Source organism: Ruegeria haliotis (assembly GCF_013377785.1).
GTDB lineage: Bacteria > Pseudomonadota > Alphaproteobacteria > Rhodobacterales > Rhodobacteraceae > Ruegeria > Ruegeria haliotis.
Genome location: NZ_JABXWT010000001.1, coordinates 258,294 through 276,277, shown reverse-complemented (window position 1 = coordinate 276,277; position 17,984 = coordinate 258,294). Strand labels below are relative to the sequence as shown.

The window sequence follows — 17,984 nt, the reverse complement described above, 5'->3', positions numbered from 1 at the left end:
AAAAGCCCAGCGTCGCGCCATGTTTCCAATTCGTGATCATAACCCTTCGGGGCGCACACCCTATGTCGTCTATGCGCTGATGGCCGCAAACATACTGATTTTTATCAGCTATGTCGGGATCATGAATGACACACCGCTGATCAATCGGTTCTATTTTGACTACGCGATCATACCTGCCCGGATCAGCGACGGAGTCGCCTACGAGACCTTCGTCACCTCAATGTTCCTGCACGGCGGCTGGATGCACTTGGCCGGGAACATGCTGTTTCTGTGGATCTTTGGCGACAACCTCGAGGATGAGATGGGGCACGTGCCATTTCTGCTGTTCTACCTCGTCGCAGGCATCGGGGCAGGTTTGATCCACGTGATCACCGCGCCCGGGTCGGTCGTCCCGACAATCGGAGCGTCTGGTGCGATTGCAGGTGTCATGGGGGGTTACCTTTTGCTGTTCCCCAAGGCACGAGTGGATATCCTGTTGATCCTGATCATCTATTTCCGCGTGTTCACCATACCCGCCTTTGTGATGCTTGGTGTCTGGTTGGGTATGCAATTCTTTGGTAGCCTGACCAGCAACCCAGACCAAGGTGGCGTCGCCTACTGGGCCCATACAGGTGGCTTCGTTGTGGGCCTGATTCTGTGCATCCCCTTGTGGCTGAAACGCGGCGGCCCCGGTTACTGGAACCGGACACATGGGCACCCACCCCATCCTGAACACACATACAAACGGACTCAATCCCGCATTCCAAGGATACCGCGCAGATGACCTTGATGACGGCAACATGCCACTGCAGAGCAGTCGAGATCGAGGCGGAGTTTCCGCAAGGTTTGAACTCGGCAGCGCGCTGTGATTGTTCTTTTTTGCCTACGTCGTGGGGCCGCAGCTGTTACTGCAACAACGGAAAGCCTGAAGGTCCTGAGGGGCTCTGATGCGCTGACCCTTTATTCTTGGGGTACGCACACGGCCAAACACTATTTTTGCAAGACCTGTGGCATTTACATGTATCACCAGCGCCGGTCCGATCCAGATGAATGCGGCGTCAATCTCGCTTGCATCGAAGGTGGCAACCCGCGCGCACAGGGACCGATCCCGTGGAACGATGGAGTAAATCACCCTTCTGATGAAGAAGGATGACCAAATGACGCTGTTTCCGCTTGTCCGGCTTACTTGTTAGGGCCCGAGCTCAGCCCCGGATCACCTTGGCAAAGGTGTCAAAGATCGGCTCGTTGGCGCAAATCACTTCACCATCGGCGAGTACGCTGCCTTCCGGATTTAGCGGTTGAACAAAGCCGCCCGCCTCTTTCACGATGATGATCCCGGCAGCCAGATCCCAAGCATTCAGACGACGCTCCCAGAACCCTTCGTAGCGTCCAGCGGCCACATAGGCCATATCCAGCGCAGCCGCACCCCAGCGACGCACACCGGCGCACGCGGGCATCAAACGGGCTAGGTCCTGCAATGTCGCGGGCAAATCGGAACGACCACCAAAAGGCAGGCCGGTCGAGAAGACCGACTCGATCATGCGATGACGGCCCGACACGCGAATGCGCATGTCGTTCATCCAGGCGCCCTCGCCTTTTTCAGCAAAGAACATCTCGTCCTTGGCGGCGTCATAGATCACACCGGCAACGATCTTGCCTTTGTGCTCCAGCGCTATTGAAATCGCCCAATGCGGCAGACCGTGCAGGAAGTTCGTGGTGCCATCCAGCGGATCGACAATCCAGCGGCGGGTCGGATCTTCGCCTTCGATCACGCCACCTTCTTCGGCCAGCCAGCCATAGGTCGGACGTGCGGTCAGCAGTTCCTCTTTCAGGATCGCCTCGGCCGCGATGTCGGCTTTGGAGACGAAGTCGCCCGCGCCTTTCATCGACACCTGCAGGTTCTCGACTTCGCGAAAATCCTTGACCAACGAACGCCCCGCTTTGCGCGCGGCCTTGATCATGATGTTGAGATTTGCACTGCCAACCATTGTCCTGAGGCTCCTGTCCGGTCAAACCGCGCGTATACTGATGCAAAGTGGTATTGCCAAGAGGAATGATGCGCATAGCTGTGTCGCATTCCACGCCTTACCTTCAGCCTATTGCGCCTGCAGCTTGCGCGCCTCGTCCCGCGCCAGTTTCACCAGTTCCTGCACAAAGGGTTTCTCCAAATCTTCCGACCTGACCGCCGCATATAGACGCCGCGTAATTCCCTCTTTCGTGAGGGGGCGCGTAACGTAGTCCGAGTTGTACTTGACCTCACGCACGACCCAGTCCGGCAAGACTGAAATCCCCCGGTTGGAGGCCACCAACAGCAAGATTACTGCGGTCAGTTCCACTTGCCGGATCGAAGCCGGTTCAACCCGCGCGGGGATCAGCAACTGACTGAACACATCAAGCCGCGTTCGTTCGACCGGATAGGTAATCAGGGTCTGACCACGGAAATCCTCGGCCTCGATGAAGTCCTTTTTAGCCAACGGGTGCGTTGAGGCGGCGACGAAAACAGCATTGTAGTCGAACAATTCAACGAACTCGACACCTGGCAGACTTTCGGGATCCGAAGACACCACCAGATCGACCTCTTCCTTTTGCAAGGCAGGCAATGCGTCAAACGCCAGACCCGGACGGATATCCACATCCACGTCACTCCAGGATTTTCGGAACGCCTCGAGCACCGGGAACAGCCATTCGAAACAGGCGTGGCATTCAATCGCAATGTGCATCCGACCCGTGCGACCATCCCGTAACGAGGAAAACTCTTCTTGCGCGGCTTCAATTTGCGGCAGAATTTGCTCGGCCAAACGTAACAAACGCAACCCGGCCGCGGACAGCTTCATGGGCTTGGAACGACGCAGAAACAGCTCGACCCCCGCCTGATCCTCAAGCCCCTTGATCTGATGGCTCAGCGCAGATTGCGTGATGTTCAACTGATCCGCAGCACGCGCCAGCCCCCCACATTCGTGGATCGCCTTGATCGTCCGCAGGTGCCGGAATTCAATATGCATATCTCACTGCGCTCATGTTGTTGTTGAATAATATGAGTTTGTCTCACAATGCGTCACATGGCACAAGTGCACTAACACATCCAGTGAGGCCACGATGACCAAACCTGACATTTCATTTGAGTTCTTTCCTCCAAAAACTTTGGAAGCCTCATTCCGCCTGTGGGACACGGTGCAAACGCTGGCCCCGCTGGAACCGCGTTTTGTCTCGGTCACATATGGCGCAGGCGGCACAACGCGCGAGCTGACACGGGATGCCGTGTCGACCTTGCACAAGTCGTCCGGCCTTGCGGTAGCTGCCCATCTGACATGTGTCGATGCCTCGCGGCAGGAGACGTTGGACATTGCTGATACGTTTGCGCGCGCGGGCGTTCAGGACATCGTGGCATTGCGCGGCGATCCCCCAAAAGGTCAGGACCACTTCGTGCCGCATCCCGACGGGTTTGCGAACTCGGTCGAGCTGATTGCAGCGCTGGCCGAGACAGAGATGTTCAGCATCCGTGTCGGTGCCTACCCCGACAAACATCCCGAAGCCAAGGATTTTGCAGCCGATATAGACTGGCTCAAAGCCAAGTTGGATGCCGGCGCGGATGAAGCCCTGACGCAGTTCTTTTTCGAAGCCGAGACCTTCTTTCGCTTCCGTGATGCATGCGCCAAGGCGGGGATCGACAAGCCGATCGTTCCTGGAATTCTGCCAATCGAGAACTGGAAGGGCGCGCGCAGTTTTGCCCAGCGCTGTGGCGCATATATTCCGCCATGGATTGAGCAGGCCTTTGAAAAAGCCATGCGAGATGACCGCGAAGATTTGCTGGCCACCGCGATCTGCACCGAGCTGTGTTCGGATCTGATCGACGAGGGTGTGGACAAACTGCATTTCTATACGCTCAATCGTCCCGAACTGACCCGCGACGTTTGTTTTGCGCTTGGGATCACACCGAAGGCCGAGCTGCAAAACGTCGCCTGATCGCAGTTGATACGCATTTCACACCCGGGTCGTGCTACGGCCCGGGTTATTTTGTTCAAACGGCACGTGTGACCGCCTTCGCAGCTCTGCCAATGGCTCAGTCGGATTAACGACAATCCCCTGACGGCCGCGCCATTGTCCCCACCCAACACCCCAAACCCGCGAATAATTTGACAAAAACAGGACCTTAGCGAAACTGAGGCTGTGTAGTTTAAAGAGTGATTTGAGTATGGAGCCTGTCGACAAGATCAAGGCACGCGCTGACGCATTGGCTGACCTTGGGTTGGACCAATGTGCCGGTTCAGACGACATTCGGGACGCATGGCGGCGTATCGCCTTTCATGCGCATCCGGACCACACCGGCGGCGAATGTGCCAACTTTTCACGTGCCAAGATGGCCTATGATTTTCTGCGCAAGGAAGGGCTGACCGCAAAGGGTCCGACCCATTCAGGCCAGCGAATGCCCCGGCGTCCACGCGTGAAAAAACGCATCATTGAGTTGCCGCAAGAAGACATCGCAACCTGCAAGGCCATGTTGAACCCGGATCGGGCGCTGCCGCATATGCCGGTCACGGGTGATACCCAATCGGATACGGCACCGTGTTCGACATCCGATCATGTTCCGGATGCGGTGGGCTGTTACGGACGTCACCTGACGTATTTCGTGGCCACTCCGGTATGCGAAGGAGCGAACCGTGTGGCCTTGCCCACTTCGGTTCTGACCAGCGCTCGTCACACGGAAACTGAAGTTCTGAGTTTCCAGTCAAAAGACACTGGTGCGGGTGAGGTCGTCGTTCCCGAACCCATCCGGGAGCGAAAGTTCCCCGGTGCGAAAAGCGTTCGGATCAGATTTGAGGCCGATCAAGACATCCGCGACGAATTCGGATTGACCGGTTAAACCGTCGTGAAAAAGCCCGGTTCGCGGGAACCGGGCTGCACTCGTTATCAACTTTAACTCAACTTAGTTGGCGACAGGACCTTCCGAGGTGAACTTCGGAATGACACTGCCTGACGCGTCCGACGGCTCGATACCGGGCCAGTTGCCTTCGGCTAGGTTGATGTTGCCGGGAATATCTTCTTCAAAGAAGCCGACAACGACATCCGTGATGTTCAAGTACAGTTTATCATCAACGACCCGCCACAGGTTCGGGTTCGCCGGAACCTTACCGCCGCGCGAAACGCCATAGGCGCAGTGACCGTCATATTGCGGCGCATAATACGCGGGGTTTTCCAAGAATTTGTCGCGGTTTTCCTCGGTTGCGAAAGCCCAGGTGGCTCCGTTGTAGTCTGCTGTGATGTCGGCGTTGCCGCGCACACCTTCAGACTGGGTCTGGCCAACCGCAACCTGATCCAGGCTGCGATAGGCAACGACATCGTAACCCGAGACGGCGAAACCGGTGCCGTCAACATATTGCGGGCCGGCAAAAGCCGGAACTGCCAAAGCCATGGCCGCGGCGAAGGTCAGGACAAAGCGTTTCATGTGGTCAATCCTTTTCGTGTCATATGTATCCGGGGCGCCGTGTTGGCGGGACTGACATGACAATAAGCGATTCCCTTGCACTTCGTAGTCCCACTCGCGCCGCTGTGACCTTGGACGGGAAAACGTGAGAGGATTGACGGCAATTATTACAAGGCCACACAGATTGGCGGGGTTGGACTCTGGATTCTGCAACATTAGCTGTATGGGATCGGGCTCGCGGCCCCGGCATTGGTATGAAAGGCAAGAAATGAGCGATCAATCCACTTACACTCCCCCAACGGTCTGGACATGGGACAGCGAAAGCGGCGGGCAATTCGCCAATATCAATCGCCCGATTGCAGGTGCGACTCACGATAAGGACCTGCCAATCGGACGCCACCCGATGCAGTTGTATTCGCTGGCCACTCCCAATGGTGTCAAAGTGACCGTCATGCTTGAGGAACTTTTGGCGCTTGGTCACGAAGGCGCCGAATACAATGCCTGGCTTGTCAATATCGGCGAAGGCGATCAGTTCAGCTCGGGCTTTGTCGGGGCCAATCCCAATTCAAAGATCCCTGCCCTTTGGGACCGGTCGGGTGAAAAACCCCTACGTGTCTTCGAAAGCGCCTCGATCCTGTTCCATCTGGCCGAGAAGTTTGATGAATTCCTGCCCAAATCCGGCCCGGAGCGGAGCGAGGTCATGAACTGGGTGTTCTGGCAGATGGGCAGCGCGCCTTATCTGGGTGGTGGGTTCGGGCATTTTTACGCCTATGCGCCTGAAAAATGGGAGTACCCAATCGACCGTTTCGCCATGGAAACCAAGCGGCAGCTGGACGTTCTGGACCGGGAACTGGCGGACAAAACCTATATCGCAGGTGAAGACTATACGATTGCCGACATGGCGATATGGCCTTGGTATGGCCAGCTGGTTCTGGGCCGTCTCTACAGCGCAGCGGAATTCCTTGATGTGGAATCGTACAAGCACGTCATGCGTTGGGCCAAGATGATCGACGCGCGCCCGGCGGTACAGCGTGGCCGCATGGTCAACCGCCCGTTTGGCGAGCCACATACGCAGCTGCACGAACGCCACGATGCCGGCGATTTCGACACACGCACACAAGACAAGCTGGAAGCGGCGGCAGAGTAGTTCTGGCGCAACCGAGACATGCGGTGGTGAATACGCCGCGTGTCTCAACCGCTTATTTCATATCTATCTGAGAATCGGAGGTTTCTCCGGATTGCTTCCGGGAGCCTCTCGTACCAGGCTGACGAGGTCTGGCTGTGGCAGATCGAAACGAAGGCCGGTTTTTGCCATTAGTTTGGCCGCTATGTCATCGGGTGCAAAAAATCCGACATCCATCGCGCCTGCCTCAACCCCCGAAAAAGTCAAAGCCTCGGACGCCGCCTTGGCTAATGCAGGCTCCGCTCCCTCAATCGCGCCCACGAAGCCTAACAGGTGCCCCATGGCGCCCTCTTGTGATTTTGTTGCGACCAGAAATGCAGCCTGCGCCAACCCTCCGGCTGTTGCCAGTTTGGCGTCCAAGGCGATCAACAGACTATCCGGCAGGCCCGAAGGGGGTAGAAATTCCGCCAATCTTGCCTGAACCTCTTGCGGTCCATGTTGCAGAGTGGTTGCCAGCCAGCCCAGCGCCTCGGCAGGGATCAGCATCGAGGACGGAGCGGTTTCAAGGTTCAGGCCCAGCCCGACGCCTTGCCCCGCCAGCATCGACGACAACACCCGACCCGAAAGCGCCACATACGGCACAGGCCGCCCGGCGAATTGTGCCAGCCGATCTTCGCGATCAAACGCCAGCACAAATCGCCCATCCGCGACGTCAAACAATTCCGGAGATATGTTCTCGCCCCGTGCTTCTTCAGTCAGCATCAAAAACAGCTCGCTATCGGCCAGCCGTTCGAAGAACCTTAATCTGGCGGCATCATCCTGCGGGTCAGTCTGCATTGCGGCATGGGCGGCATCCAACGCCGTCGTTTCAGTCATTCAGCACCTCTTGCACCCGTGCGCGCAGAACCGGCAGCAAGTCGGCCTCGAACCACGGATTTTTCTTCAACCATCCCGTATTGCGCCAGGACGGATGAGGCAAGGCAAAGACCCGCGGCGCATGGTCCTGCCAGCTCCGTACAGTTTCGGTGACCGAGGTGCGAACGCCAAGATGGTATTTGTGTGCGTGGCCGCCGACCAGAACTGTCAATGGCACCTGCCCCAGATCCTGCATCACCCGGTCGTGCCAGGTTTTTCGACAAATCACAGGCGGCGGCAAATCCGCGTTGCGTGCGTCATATCCCGGAAAGCAGAAGGCCATCGGCACGATTGAAACCTGCGCCCGGTCATAAAAGACCGCTTGATCTATACCCAGCCAGTCGCGCAGGCGATCCCCGGAGGGATCTGTAAAGGGTCGACCCGACTCATGAACCCGCGCGCCCGGCGCCTGCCCGGCGATCAGGATCGGTGTGTTGGGTTGGAACCAGACGACGGGTCGCGGTTCATGCGCGGTTTCCGTTTGCGCAAAGATGTCCGCGCAAAGGCGGCAAGATTTGATTTCCCGGGCTAAACTACTCATCTGATCGCTAGGGTTCCTGAAACAATTTCTGCTCATGTCTCAACGAACAGATAGTCGTCGCGCAGCCGCAGTCCAACTACTAGGCCGTGCGAGACCGCAAAACACCACGTGATCAACGGCGTAATCGGCATGCATTGATCATTTGTTTCATAATTCGACATAATGTAGCCAACATGGACCGATAACAACGCGGAAAAAGCAGCAGGCCACGAATGCTTGAGTTCGAAAACGTCAGCAAATCCTTCTGGACCGGGACACGCCGCAAGGTGATCCTGGACAGGGTGTCGTTCCGAATCGACATCGGCAAATCTTTGGGCATTCTTGCTCCCAACGGGACAGGCAAAACCACGCTGATCAACATGATGGCCGGGCTGGAGAAACCCGACGAAGGGGTCATCCGACGTGAATGCCGGATCTCTTTTCCAATGGGGTTCACTGGGGGTGTATCAAACAAGATGTCGGCGCTGGAAAATGCGCGCTATATCGCAAAGATCTACGGCATGGACCCCGATTACGTAGAGGCCTATTGCAATTGGCTGTGCGGTCTTGGTGAATATTTCAACCAGCCTCTCGCTACCTATTCATCTGGAATGCGCGCCCGGTTCACCTTTTCACTGATGCTGGCGCTGGACTTCGACATGTATTTGATTGACGAGGGCATGCCGGCCACAACAGATGTCGAATTCAATAAGAAGGCAGGTGCAATTTTGCAGGAAAGGTTGCGCACAACAACTTTGGTGATTGTGTCGCACAGCCCCTCCACTCTGGAAAAATTCGTGCAACAGGCGGCAGTTCTTTTGGACGGGCAGGTACACATGTTTGAAACCTTGGAAGAGGCTAAACAGCTATATGACTACGAAACCCAAGGTTAGAAAATACAACTTGCGCCGCAAACGTCAGAGCGAGGGCTCGGCTGACGCACGGGCAGACGCGATTTCGCGCATCCGCAACGCAACGCAAGCGCCTGCCGCTGCGAACGAACCGCAGCCCGGAACCGAACTGGGCGAAATCAAACACGAAGGGCTGACCGGGCGCCAATTGCGCGTCGCGCGAAGACTGGCCCAGAAGCACGGGCTGGCCGCGACATCTGATTATGACGCGGTGCGCCTGTTGCGTAAGAAGGGTATCGATCCGTTTGAGCGAACCAATCTGCTGGATCTGGCCGCGGCGAAACAGACCGACGAAAACCGGAAACCTACGGCAAAAGACAAGATCAAGATCCAGTTGCCGCAAACCGTCCAGAACAAACAGCAAAACCTGCCTGGCCCGGAACTGAGCCCGTCTGAACGCCGGGACCATGAGATCGGTCAGATTCAAAAAGACATTGCCCGCAGGCGTCGGCGAAAACTTTTTACTCTGTTTGCGCGTTTGGCCGCTTTCGTGATGCTGCCGACATTGGTTGTTGGTTATTATTTCTACCGCGTGGCAACGCCGATGTACGCCAGTGATTCCTCATTTTCCATACTACAAGCTGATGGGGCGGCAGGCTCTATCGGAGGTTTACTGTCTGGTACTCAATTCGCAACTGCGCAGGATTCGATCTCGGTCCAGGACTTCCTGGAATCGAAAGAGGCAATGTTGCTGCTGGATCGTGATGCCGGGTTTTCCGATGTCTTCAAGCAAGATTGGATTGACCCGATTCAACGGCTGGAACCCAACGCGACACTGGAAGACGCGTACAAGCTTTATAAACACATGATTACGATCGGCTACGACCCGACCGACGGAATCATCCGAATGGAAGTCGCGGCGCCAGATCCACAGACATCCGCCGAATTTTCCGAGCGTCTGATCTCGTATGCTGAAGATCGGGTTAACACCCTCTCTGGGAAAAAGCGTGAAGATCAGATGCGCGAAGCCTCGCAGAGTTTTGAGGCAGCACAGGAATCGCGCAGACAGGCACAAGAGGACTTGATCGAACTGCAATTGCAAGGTGCGGTTCTGGACCCGGAAAACGTCATCGTCAGCTTGCGTGCCCGCATCAATGAAATCGAGATCCTGTTGCAGGATAAAGAACTTGAGCTGGCTGCCCTACTCGACAATCTGCGCCCTAATAAAGCCAAGGTCGATGGTGTCAGTGCAGATATCGCGCGCCTTGAAGCCGTGCTTGAGGAATTGAATGCCGAGATGCTGGATGCCTCTGCTGGCGAAAACTCGCTGGCCCGTTTGAGCGTGCGGATTCAGATGGCTCAGGCCGATCTGGTGGCACGGGACATGATGCTGCAAACCGCAATGCAACAAATGGAATCCACGCGAACTGAAGCCAACCGCAAAGTGCGGTACCTGACGGTCTCGGTAAACCCCATACCAAGCCAGGAACCCAGCTATCCGCGCAAGTTCGAAAATACGATTTTGGCTTTCCTGTTGTTTGCTGGTATCTACCTGATGATCTCGCTTACAGCGTCGGTCCTTCGTGAACAGGTATCTTCGTAAGACATATGAAACATGTAAAAATCTCCGACCTGACGGTCGGCAACGACCTTCCGCTGACCATCATTGCTGGCCCCTGCCAGCTTGAAACGGCGGACCATGCCCAAATGATTGCAGGCACCATGAAGGAAGCCTGTGATGCAGCCGGGGCGCAATATGTGTTCAAGGCTTCGTATGACAAAGCCAATCGCACTTCTTTGTCCGGCAAACGGGGCATGGGGATCGATGCCGGATTGAAGGTGCTGGACGGCATCCGCAAGACAATGGGTATCCCAGTGCTGACCGACGTCCACACCGAAGCACAATGCGCCATCGTCGCCCAGGCTGTGGACGTGCTGCAAATTCCTGCCTTCTTGTGCCGCCAGACAGACATGCTGTTGGCCGCGGGCGAAACCGGCATAGCCGTGAACGTCAAGAAGGGCCAATTCCTTGCCCCTTGGGAAATGGCGAACATTGTCACCAAGGTGGAAAGCACCGGCAACCAGAACATCCTGTTGACCGAACGCGGTACGTCCTTCGGGTATAACACGCTTGTGGCTGATATGCGCGGACTGCCCCAGATGGCTAAGACGGGCTATCCTGTCGTCATGGATGCAACCCATTCGGTGCAACAGCCCGGTGGCAAGGGTGGATCATCTGGTGGGCAAAGGGAATTTGCACCGGTCATGGCGCGGGCGGCCGTTTCTTTGGGCATCGGCGCCGTATTTATCGAAACCCATCAGGATCCGGATACAGCGCCGTCAGATGGGCCAAACATGATCCCACTGGATCAAATGGGCCAACTGATTGACACATTGATGCGCTTTGATGCGCTGGCCAAAGCGAACCCTATTCAAATTTAACGATTGAGACTTGTAATGACCGAACCAATCCCCGAGGTGACACCCAACACTTGGACTTTTCTGCGCGACGCAATGATCAAACCCACCGGGTTTCGGGAATATGATGCGCGCTGGAAATACCCTGAAGAGATCAACCTGCCCGGCATGACCGCGCTTGGTGTAGGTCTGGGAACCCAGATGCGCCGACGGGGGATTAAACCCGTTATTGCAGTGGGCAACGACTATCGCGATTACTCTTTGTCCATCAAAAACGCACTGATGCTGGGCCTGATGCAGGCCGGGATCAAGGTTATGGACATTGGGCCCGCGCTCAGCCCCATGGCGTATTTTGCGCAATTTCACTTGGATGTTCCGGCAGTGGCCATGGTGACCGCCAGTCACAACCCGAACGGTTGGACCGGGGTTAAGATGGGCTTTGAACGCCCATTGACCCATGGCCCGGATGAGATGAACGAATTGCGCAATATCGTTCTGAATGGCGAAGGCCTCACCCACGAAGGTGGGTCATATGAATTCGTGGATGGCGTGAAAGAAGCCTATATTGATGATCTGGTCGGGGATTTCAAAATGTCCCGCCCGCTCAAGGTCGTCTGCGCCACGGGCAATGGAACGGCATCTGCTTTTGCGCCCGAAGTATTCGAGCGGATCGGTGTTGAAATCGTCCCCAGCCACAACCGGCTGGACTATACGTTCCCTCACTACAACCCGAACCCCGAAGCCATGGAAATGTTACACGACATGGCCGACTCAGTGAAATCAAGTGGTGCCGATTTTGCGCTCGGGTTTGATGGGGATGGCGACCGTTGTGGCGTTGTCGATGATGAAGGTGAAGAGATTTTCGCCGACAAGGTCGGGGTTATCATGGCGCGAGATCTAGCCAAATTGCACCCGGGATCGACCTTTGTCGCGGATGTAAAATCAACCGGTCTGTTCGCCAGCGATCCGGAATTGCAGGCCTTGGGTGTCAAAGCCGACTACTGGAAAACCGGACACAGCCATATGAAGCGGCGGGTCAAGGAAATCGGCGCGCTGGCAGGGTTCGAGAAATCCGGTCATTACTTTCTGGCCGAGCCGATCGGGCGTGGTTACGACTGCGGCATGCGCGTGGCGGTTGAGATCTGTAAACTGATGGATCGCAACCCGGATCAGAGCATGTCGGATTTACGCAAAGCGCTGCCCAAGACATGGTCCACTCCCACGATGTCGCCTTATGCGGCGGACACCGAGAAGTACGATATTCTACAACGGCTGGTCGACAAACTGGTTGCCAAAGCCGAGGCCGGGGATAGCTTTGCCGGCCGTGCGATCAAAGAGGTCGTAACAGTCAATGGCGCGCGCGTCATTCTGGACAACGGCAGTTGGGGTCTGGTGCGGGCGTCCTCGAACACGCCAAATCTGGTTGTGGTCTGTGAAAGCAGCGAAAGCGAACAGGAAATGCGCGCCATCTTTGCTGATATCGACGCCGTTATCCGCACCGAGCCGGGCGTTGGCGACTACGATCAAACCATCTAAGCCCTGAGGGCGCCGACACTCAGTCGGCGCCAAACAGCTTCAGCAGTCCTTTCTGAGCTTCTTTTTCAAGCTTTTTCTTCAAGGCATCTTCGATCTGGTCACTGTCGGTGATTGTTGTGTCCAACTCGCTGCCGACTTTATCCAACACCTTGTTCTTGGCGTCCCCTTCAAGCTCTTTGACCTTACCCTCTGCCGCGGCTTCGATGACCTTGGTCAAATCCGGTTTGATTGATGGGTTGCTCCATGGACCAACAATGCGAACCGGGACCGATATCCCCTGCCCTGAATTCGCCCGTAAGGCGACCGGCGTGAAAAGGTAGTCGATGTTACGCGCGCCCAGACCGACTGTACCCGCACCGTCAGCTCGGAAGTTATCCAGCGACATCAGCAAATCGTTGTTGGTCAGAACACCCTGGTCGATAATAAAGCTGGCGGTCAGGCTATTGAACACGGTGGTGCCACCCGATCCCGTGCCCCTGCCCATCAAGCGATCAAGATCAAAGCCAGAAATCACGCCTTTGCCGACATCCAGATTTCCCTTGCCGCTGAGCGAGCGCATGATCTGATCCTCGGTCTGACCGACACCCAGAAACTCGAAAGCACCCGACCCGATTCCGGACAGGCGTTCGATCCCAGCCAGGGTTGTAAGCGCCTGTTGAATGTCGATCCCACTGGCCTGCAGATTTCCGCCCACGGACAGGCCTTGCCGGTTGTTCGCCACCACTTGTCCGGTCAATTTCCCGGAAAACAACGAAGCCGGGTGCATTTCCAGAACGGCGCGCGCGCGGTCGAGGCTGAGTGTCAAATCGCTCGGGCCAAACTTCATTCCCGGCACGGAAATGGAATTTGCCTTGAGACGAATCCTGCCATTGGCCAGCGACAGAGAAGACGCATCGAGAGGCGCAGTGGACCAGCCGTCATCAGTCGAAAGAGACGGGGTCACCGCCTCACCCGCGCTTGGTTCGGGGTCTGCAAATCGGGACAAATCGAGATCACCGGCGTCCAAACGCGCAGTGATCTGCGGCGGGTCTGCAATAGTGATATCCGCCTCACCGGTGACTTTGTTGTCATCCAACGTTGCGGTCATGTCGCGCAAGGATATGCGACCATCCTTGGTGTAGGTCATCTGCCCCAACAGGCTAGCCGCCCGACCTAGCCCCTGTGGAACAGTCACCCCTGCCTGCCCGAAAGCAGTTAGCATTTTCTCGGTATCATTTGATGTGATTTGCGTTTTTCCATCCATTTCCCCGGCAAGGTTCACGCGCCCATCAAAGTCGATCTGCCCACCTGGAGCCTTTAGCGCCAACTCCAGCGGTGTTACCTTTCCGGACGCAAATTCAGGTAAATCAGGGATTTTCAAGTCGACCTGCACCGTGCCTCCGGGCACGGCCATACTGGCCTCCATCACCATCGGGGCAGTGACATCCGGCCAGCTTGAGGACAGGTTCACATCCGCAAAATCCAACTTTGCCACGCCGTTTTCGACATAAATCAGCCGCGCGCCCGTCAATTCCAGACGATCCAAAGTCACCGTGCCGATACCGGGTGTTGCGGCTTCGCTGCCTCCTCCACCCGAAGACGAAGCGGTGGCAACTGCGCTCAGTACCCAATTCCCGCGCCCCTCGGACAGTTCGAGCCGCAGAACCGGCTTATCGGCAAACACACGTTTGATCCGCAAGTCCCCAGCCAACAATGCGGCGGCATCGACGCCAACCGCAAGGCTGTCAGCGCTCAGCATCGGCTCAGGCCCCGCCCATGAGGCATTGCCGAACGTCACCGGACCCGTCTCCATTCCCAGGACCGGCCAGAAGGACAGGTTAACGTCACCTGACAATGTCAGTTCTCGCCCTGTCTGCGCCCGGACCTGTTCCGCAAGGATCGCGCCCAGTTTGTCACCCGGCATCAACAACAGAGCAACGATCACCAGCCCGAATACGGCCGCCAGAGTGAACAGGATACGCATCAGCCATTTCATTTTCTGCTCTCCGCCTTTTTTGGCTTTGTCTTGTGTTTTATCATCCAAACCACCCGCGGCATTTGCAAGGGGAAGCTTTCCCCACTATACGCCGCGCAATGACCACGAACCCGCCAAATCTCCGCCCCGACCTGGCACCCACTGCCCGGATCACCGAGACGCCACGTTCCAACCAGCCGACTATCGGTATGGTTTCGCTGGGATGCCCCAAGGCCTTGGTCGACAGCGAGCGTATTTTGACCCGGCTGCGTGCCGAAGGATACGGCATCTCGCCAGATTATGCCGGGGCAGATGCCGTGATCGTGAATACCTGCGGGTTCCTTGATAGCGCCAAGGCGGAATCGCTGGATGCGATCGGCGAGGCGCTGGTTGAGAACGGAAAAGTCATTGTCACCGGCTGTCTGGGCGCGGAACCAGATTACATCCGCGAACACCACCCTCGCATCATGGCCGTCACCGGGCCTCATCAGTACGAGCAGGTGCTGGACGCTGTGCATGTCGCCGTGCCACCCGACCCGGACCCGTTCGTGGACCTGCTGCCCGCCAGTAGCGTCCAACTGACGCCGCGCCATTACAGCTATCTCAAGATCTCTGAAGGCTGTAACCACAAGTGTAAGTTCTGCATTATCCCTGACATGCGCGGCAAGCTGGCCAGCCGTCCGGCCCATGCTGTACTGCGCGAGGCGGAAAAGCTGGTCGAAAACGGTGTGCGCGAATTGCTGGTGATCTCACAGGATACCTCGGCCTATGGGTTGGACCGGAAATACGACGTGAACCCATGGAAAGATCGGGAAGTCCGCAGTCATATCACCGATCTGGCGCGTGAGTTGGGGCAACTAGACGCCTGGGTTCGTCTGCATTATGTCTACCCCTACCCGCATGTGCGCGACTTGATCCCGCTGATGGCGGATGCGGGGTGCAATATATTGCCGTATCTGGATATCCCGTTCCAGCATGCCCATCCGGATGTCCTGAAACGCATGGCCCGCCCGGCTGCTGCAGCCAAGACGCTGGACGAAATAGCGGCATGGCGCGCCACTTGCCCAGATATCACCTTACGCTCGACCTTCATTGTCGGATACCCCGGCGAATCTGAGGCGGAATTTCAAACCCTTCTGGATTGGATGGACGAAGCTCAATTGGATCGCGTTGGGTGTTTTCAATACGAAAACGTGGATGGGGCGCGGTCGAATGACTTGCCCGAACACGTGCCTGCCAAGGTTAAGCAAGACCGCTGGGAACGCTTCATGGAAAAGGCTCAGGCGATTTCAGAGGCTAAGTTGCAGGCCAAGGTCGGGAATACACTTGAGGTAATCGTAGACGAGGTCGACGATCAAGCCGCAACCTGCCGCACCAAGGCCGACGCCCCCGAGATCGATGGCAACCTGTTCATTGATGAAGCTTTCGAGACTCTCAAACCCGGAGATATCGTCACAGTTACCGTGGATGAGGCCGATGAATACGACTTGTGGGGCAAAGTTACCTGATCCCAATCGGGTAAACCCTTGATCTCCCAAGCTCAAACTGGATAGGCAAAGCGTTACGCGAGTTTATTGGCGGATTTTTCCATCTGCGCCAATCATAGACATGAAACCATATGGAGGATTTCATGTTTCGCGTCATTCCATTTGCCTCGAAATGTGCAGTACTCGTTATCTCTGCGCATCTCGTCAGTATCCCGGCAGCAGCTCAGCACACGTATAACAGCACGTCGGCATTTATTGCGGTTGGCGGCAAAAAGCTAAGCTTTCACCACCGCAGCAAACACAAAGTACAACGGTACTATGTGGCGCCAAAATCAAAACACCATGCCAAACCCTACAAAAAGCGGCATAGCAAACCCGTCAAAACGCATCGTCACCCGGGCTTCAAACACCGTAAGTTTGGTTACTACCCGCACCAATCGTTCAAACGGCACGGATACAAGTCGCTAAAATTCAAACACAGATATCGCTTCAAAAGGCATTGATCACGCCCTTGGCGTTAAAACAAGCCAACCAGCGTCACACCCCAGGCCACACCAGCCGCAAGCGCCGTAAGTGCGACAGCTGCGCTGGCCGCGTCCTTGGCCTGTCCCGCCAGTTCATGATGATCGGTTGAGGTATGGTCCACGGCCCGCTCGATCGCAGTGTTAAACAGCTCGGCCACCAGGATCAAAATCCCCAGCACCAAGATCAGTGCGCGCTCTGCTGGTCCAATCGGCAACCACAGAGCCAGCCCACCCGAGATCAGATTCCCCCAGACCCACGCCCGAAAAGAGTATTCGTCTCGCCAGGTTGAAAGCAGGCCTTGCCAGCTCCAACGGGTTCGGTCCCTGAGGCGGGAAAAAAAGTATCGCATGAATCCTCGGGTGATTTGAGAGCTGTCCGTTCAACGAAGATTGTTCCCTAGCTCAAAACAGGCAAGAAAAAAATACACAACCCAACCAAACTTCAAGGCGAACAGTGTCGAGAGCAGCCTACTAATGCAGGAACAGGTACCTGATACCTTTCAACGGCCCGAACTCAGCCAAAAGTTGGAATTTCCATCTGACTTTCCCAAGCTAAAAATCCCGCATATGCGGAGTTTTCGTTTGCGCGCCCTGCAAAACCCAAAAATACATGCAAATCGGCAGCCAGCTCATGTTCATAGTTACGAACTCAACACATTGATCCCCGCGCCGAGCATTAATTCGCCCATTGTGGTAGAACAGGTCTTTTATTTCTTGCCCGTTGCGAAGGTTAGATTTTGCATATCCAGCACCCAGCGCCACCGCGTCATCAAAAGCCTTGGATTTAGAAAAATTCATCAGGTGGACACCTGAATATGTGTCCAACTTCATGAACTCGGAAAAGGCTGCCATTTCACTGAAAGCGATCTTGCCCTCGCCAGCATCGACCCTTTGACGCCATTCGGGCAAATCCTGAACGATCATTGTATCCGAGTCGAAATGCCAGAATCTTTTGATGCCCTGCGCAATCGCGAAGTTTTCAATATAGAACCATCTTTCAAAAACAAAGCGCAGCCAGTCCAGTGCGCCTTTCTGAAATTTGAAGTTCCGCCCGCGCAATTCCTGATAGACCCCGAGAAATTTATCAAGTTTCTCGCCTGTGAAATCAAAAAACAGAAGTGTTACCAGCCGGCGTCTTGCGCAATCTTCCTGTTGGTTTTGTCACCTAACAAAATCAGACGGGCAGTAGGATTGTTTATTCTCGCGCATTTCAATGTGAACGGCAAATATCGGGGGGGCCATAGTGGCAAAAAAA

18 protein-coding genes and 1 pseudogene are annotated in these 17,984 nt (G+C 55.9%); 11 read left to right on the top strand and 8 right to left on the bottom strand.

Going from position 1 to position 17,984, the window contains the following annotated elements; genetic code table 11:
- Positions 1–19 precede the first annotated feature (19 nt).
- Positions 20–763, top strand: a complete 744-nt coding sequence (locus tag HW561_RS01405; protein ID WP_176861439.1) for a rhomboid family intramembrane serine protease — start codon at positions 20–22, stop codon at positions 761–763.
- A pseudogene (locus HW561_RS01400) lies at positions 760–1,132 on the top strand (GFA family protein). The gene HW561_RS01405 and the pseudogene HW561_RS01400 overlap by 4 nt, the downstream one beginning before the upstream one ends.
- Positions 1,133–1,181: 49 nt before the next feature.
- On the opposite strand, the gene HW561_RS01395 reads toward HW561_RS01400, so the two are convergent.
- Both HW561_RS01395 and HW561_RS01390 read right to left on the bottom strand, forming a co-directional pair.
- On the bottom strand, positions 1,182–1,967 hold the full coding sequence (locus HW561_RS01395; RefSeq protein ID WP_176861438.1) for an inositol monophosphatase family protein: 786 nt from the start codon (positions 1,965–1,967) through the stop codon (positions 1,182–1,184).
- Between the two features lie 108 nt (positions 1,968–2,075).
- Positions 2,076–2,981 carry a LysR family transcriptional regulator gene (locus HW561_RS01390; protein ID WP_176861437.1) on the bottom strand — a complete coding sequence of 302 codons (906 nt, stop codon included), beginning with the start codon at positions 2,979–2,981 and terminating at the stop codon, positions 2,076–2,078.
- A 94-nt stretch (positions 2,982–3,075) separates the two neighbouring features.
- Between HW561_RS01390 and metF the strand changes: the two genes are divergently transcribed.
- Positions 3,076–3,942 carry a methylenetetrahydrofolate reductase [NAD(P)H] gene (gene metF / locus HW561_RS01385; RefSeq protein ID WP_176861436.1) on the top strand — a complete coding sequence of 289 codons (867 nt, stop codon included), beginning with the start codon at positions 3,076–3,078 and terminating at the stop codon, positions 3,940–3,942.
- 229 nt (positions 3,943–4,171) lie between these two features.
- Positions 4,172–4,840: a J domain-containing protein gene (locus HW561_RS01380; RefSeq protein ID WP_176861435.1), complete on the top strand. Its 669-nt coding sequence runs from the start codon at positions 4,172–4,174 to the stop codon at positions 4,838–4,840.
- Positions 4,841–4,903: 63 nt separating this feature from the next.
- On the opposite strand, the gene HW561_RS01375 is transcribed toward HW561_RS01380, so the two are convergent.
- Positions 4,904–5,422, bottom strand: a complete 519-nt coding sequence (locus HW561_RS01375; RefSeq protein ID WP_176861434.1) for a YHS domain-containing (seleno)protein — start codon at positions 5,420–5,422, stop codon at positions 4,904–4,906.
- A gap of 247 nt (positions 5,423–5,669) precedes the next feature.
- On the opposite strand from HW561_RS01375, the gene yghU reads away from it, so the two are divergent.
- Entirely contained in the window at positions 5,670–6,548 is an 879-nt protein-coding gene (yghU, locus tag HW561_RS01370; RefSeq protein ID WP_176861433.1) for a glutathione-dependent disulfide-bond oxidoreductase, read from the top strand.
- Between the two features lie 63 nt (positions 6,549–6,611).
- Here the strand turns inward: yghU and HW561_RS01365 are convergent, their stop codons facing one another.
- Complete coding sequence (locus HW561_RS01365; RefSeq protein ID WP_176861432.1) at positions 6,612–7,400, bottom strand: SseB family protein; 789 nt, start codon at positions 7,398–7,400, stop codon at positions 6,612–6,614.
- Positions 7,393–7,980 carry a uracil-DNA glycosylase family protein gene (locus tag HW561_RS01360; protein WP_176861431.1) on the bottom strand — a complete coding sequence of 196 codons (588 nt, stop codon included), beginning with the start codon at positions 7,978–7,980 and terminating at the stop codon, positions 7,393–7,395. Before HW561_RS01360 ends, HW561_RS01365 begins: the two co-directional genes overlap by 8 nt.
- Positions 7,981–8,192: 212 nt before the next feature.
- Here HW561_RS01360 and HW561_RS01355 point away from each other — a divergent pair, with 212 nt between their 5' ends.
- The 4 genes from HW561_RS01355 to HW561_RS01340 are packed head-to-tail and all read left to right on the top strand — an operon-like array spanning position 8,193 to position 12,764.
- Entirely contained in the window at positions 8,193–8,852 is a 660-nt protein-coding gene (locus HW561_RS01355) for an ABC transporter ATP-binding protein (protein ID WP_176861430.1), read from the top strand.
- The gene (locus tag HW561_RS01350; RefSeq protein ID WP_176861429.1) at positions 8,830–10,413 is read left to right on the top strand and encodes a capsule biosynthesis protein; all 1,584 of its coding nucleotides are present in this window, start codon (positions 8,830–8,832) and stop codon (positions 10,411–10,413) included. Before HW561_RS01355 ends, HW561_RS01350 begins: the two co-directional genes overlap by 23 nt.
- A 5-nt stretch (positions 10,414–10,418) precedes the next feature.
- A complete protein-coding gene (kdsA, locus tag HW561_RS01345) occupies positions 10,419–11,252 on the top strand; it encodes a 3-deoxy-8-phosphooctulonate synthase (RefSeq protein ID WP_176861428.1) in 834 nt (277 codons plus the stop codon).
- Positions 11,253–11,267: 15 nt separating this feature from the next.
- Positions 11,268–12,764, top strand: a complete 1,497-nt coding sequence (locus HW561_RS01340) for a phosphomannomutase/phosphoglucomutase (protein WP_176861427.1) — start codon at positions 11,268–11,270, stop codon at positions 12,762–12,764.
- Positions 12,765–12,783: 19 nt separating this feature from the next.
- Here the strand turns inward: HW561_RS01340 and HW561_RS01335 are convergent, their stop codons facing one another.
- Positions 12,784–14,739, bottom strand: coding sequence for an AsmA family protein (locus HW561_RS01335; protein ID WP_176861426.1), 1,956 nt, complete (start codon positions 14,737–14,739; stop codon positions 12,784–12,786).
- 98 nt (positions 14,740–14,837) lie between these two features.
- On the opposite strand from HW561_RS01335, the gene rimO reads away from it, so the two are divergent.
- Entirely contained in the window at positions 14,838–16,226 is a 1,389-nt protein-coding gene (gene rimO / locus HW561_RS01330; RefSeq protein WP_176861425.1) for a 30S ribosomal protein S12 methylthiotransferase RimO, read from the top strand.
- A gap of 122 nt (positions 16,227–16,348) precedes the next feature.
- Complete coding sequence (locus tag HW561_RS01325; protein ID WP_176861424.1) at positions 16,349–16,708, top strand: hypothetical protein; 360 nt, start codon at positions 16,349–16,351, stop codon at positions 16,706–16,708.
- A 14-nt stretch (positions 16,709–16,722) separates the two neighbouring features.
- On the opposite strand, the gene HW561_RS01320 is transcribed toward HW561_RS01325, so the two are convergent.
- Both HW561_RS01320 and HW561_RS01315 read right to left on the bottom strand, forming a co-directional pair.
- Entirely contained in the window at positions 16,723–17,079 is a 357-nt protein-coding gene (locus HW561_RS01320) for a diacylglycerol kinase (protein WP_176861423.1), read from the bottom strand.
- A gap of 202 nt (positions 17,080–17,281) precedes the next feature.
- Complete coding sequence (locus HW561_RS01315; RefSeq protein WP_176861422.1) at positions 17,282–17,653, bottom strand: hypothetical protein; 372 nt, start codon at positions 17,651–17,653, stop codon at positions 17,282–17,284.
- Positions 17,654–17,984 lie beyond the last annotated feature (331 nt).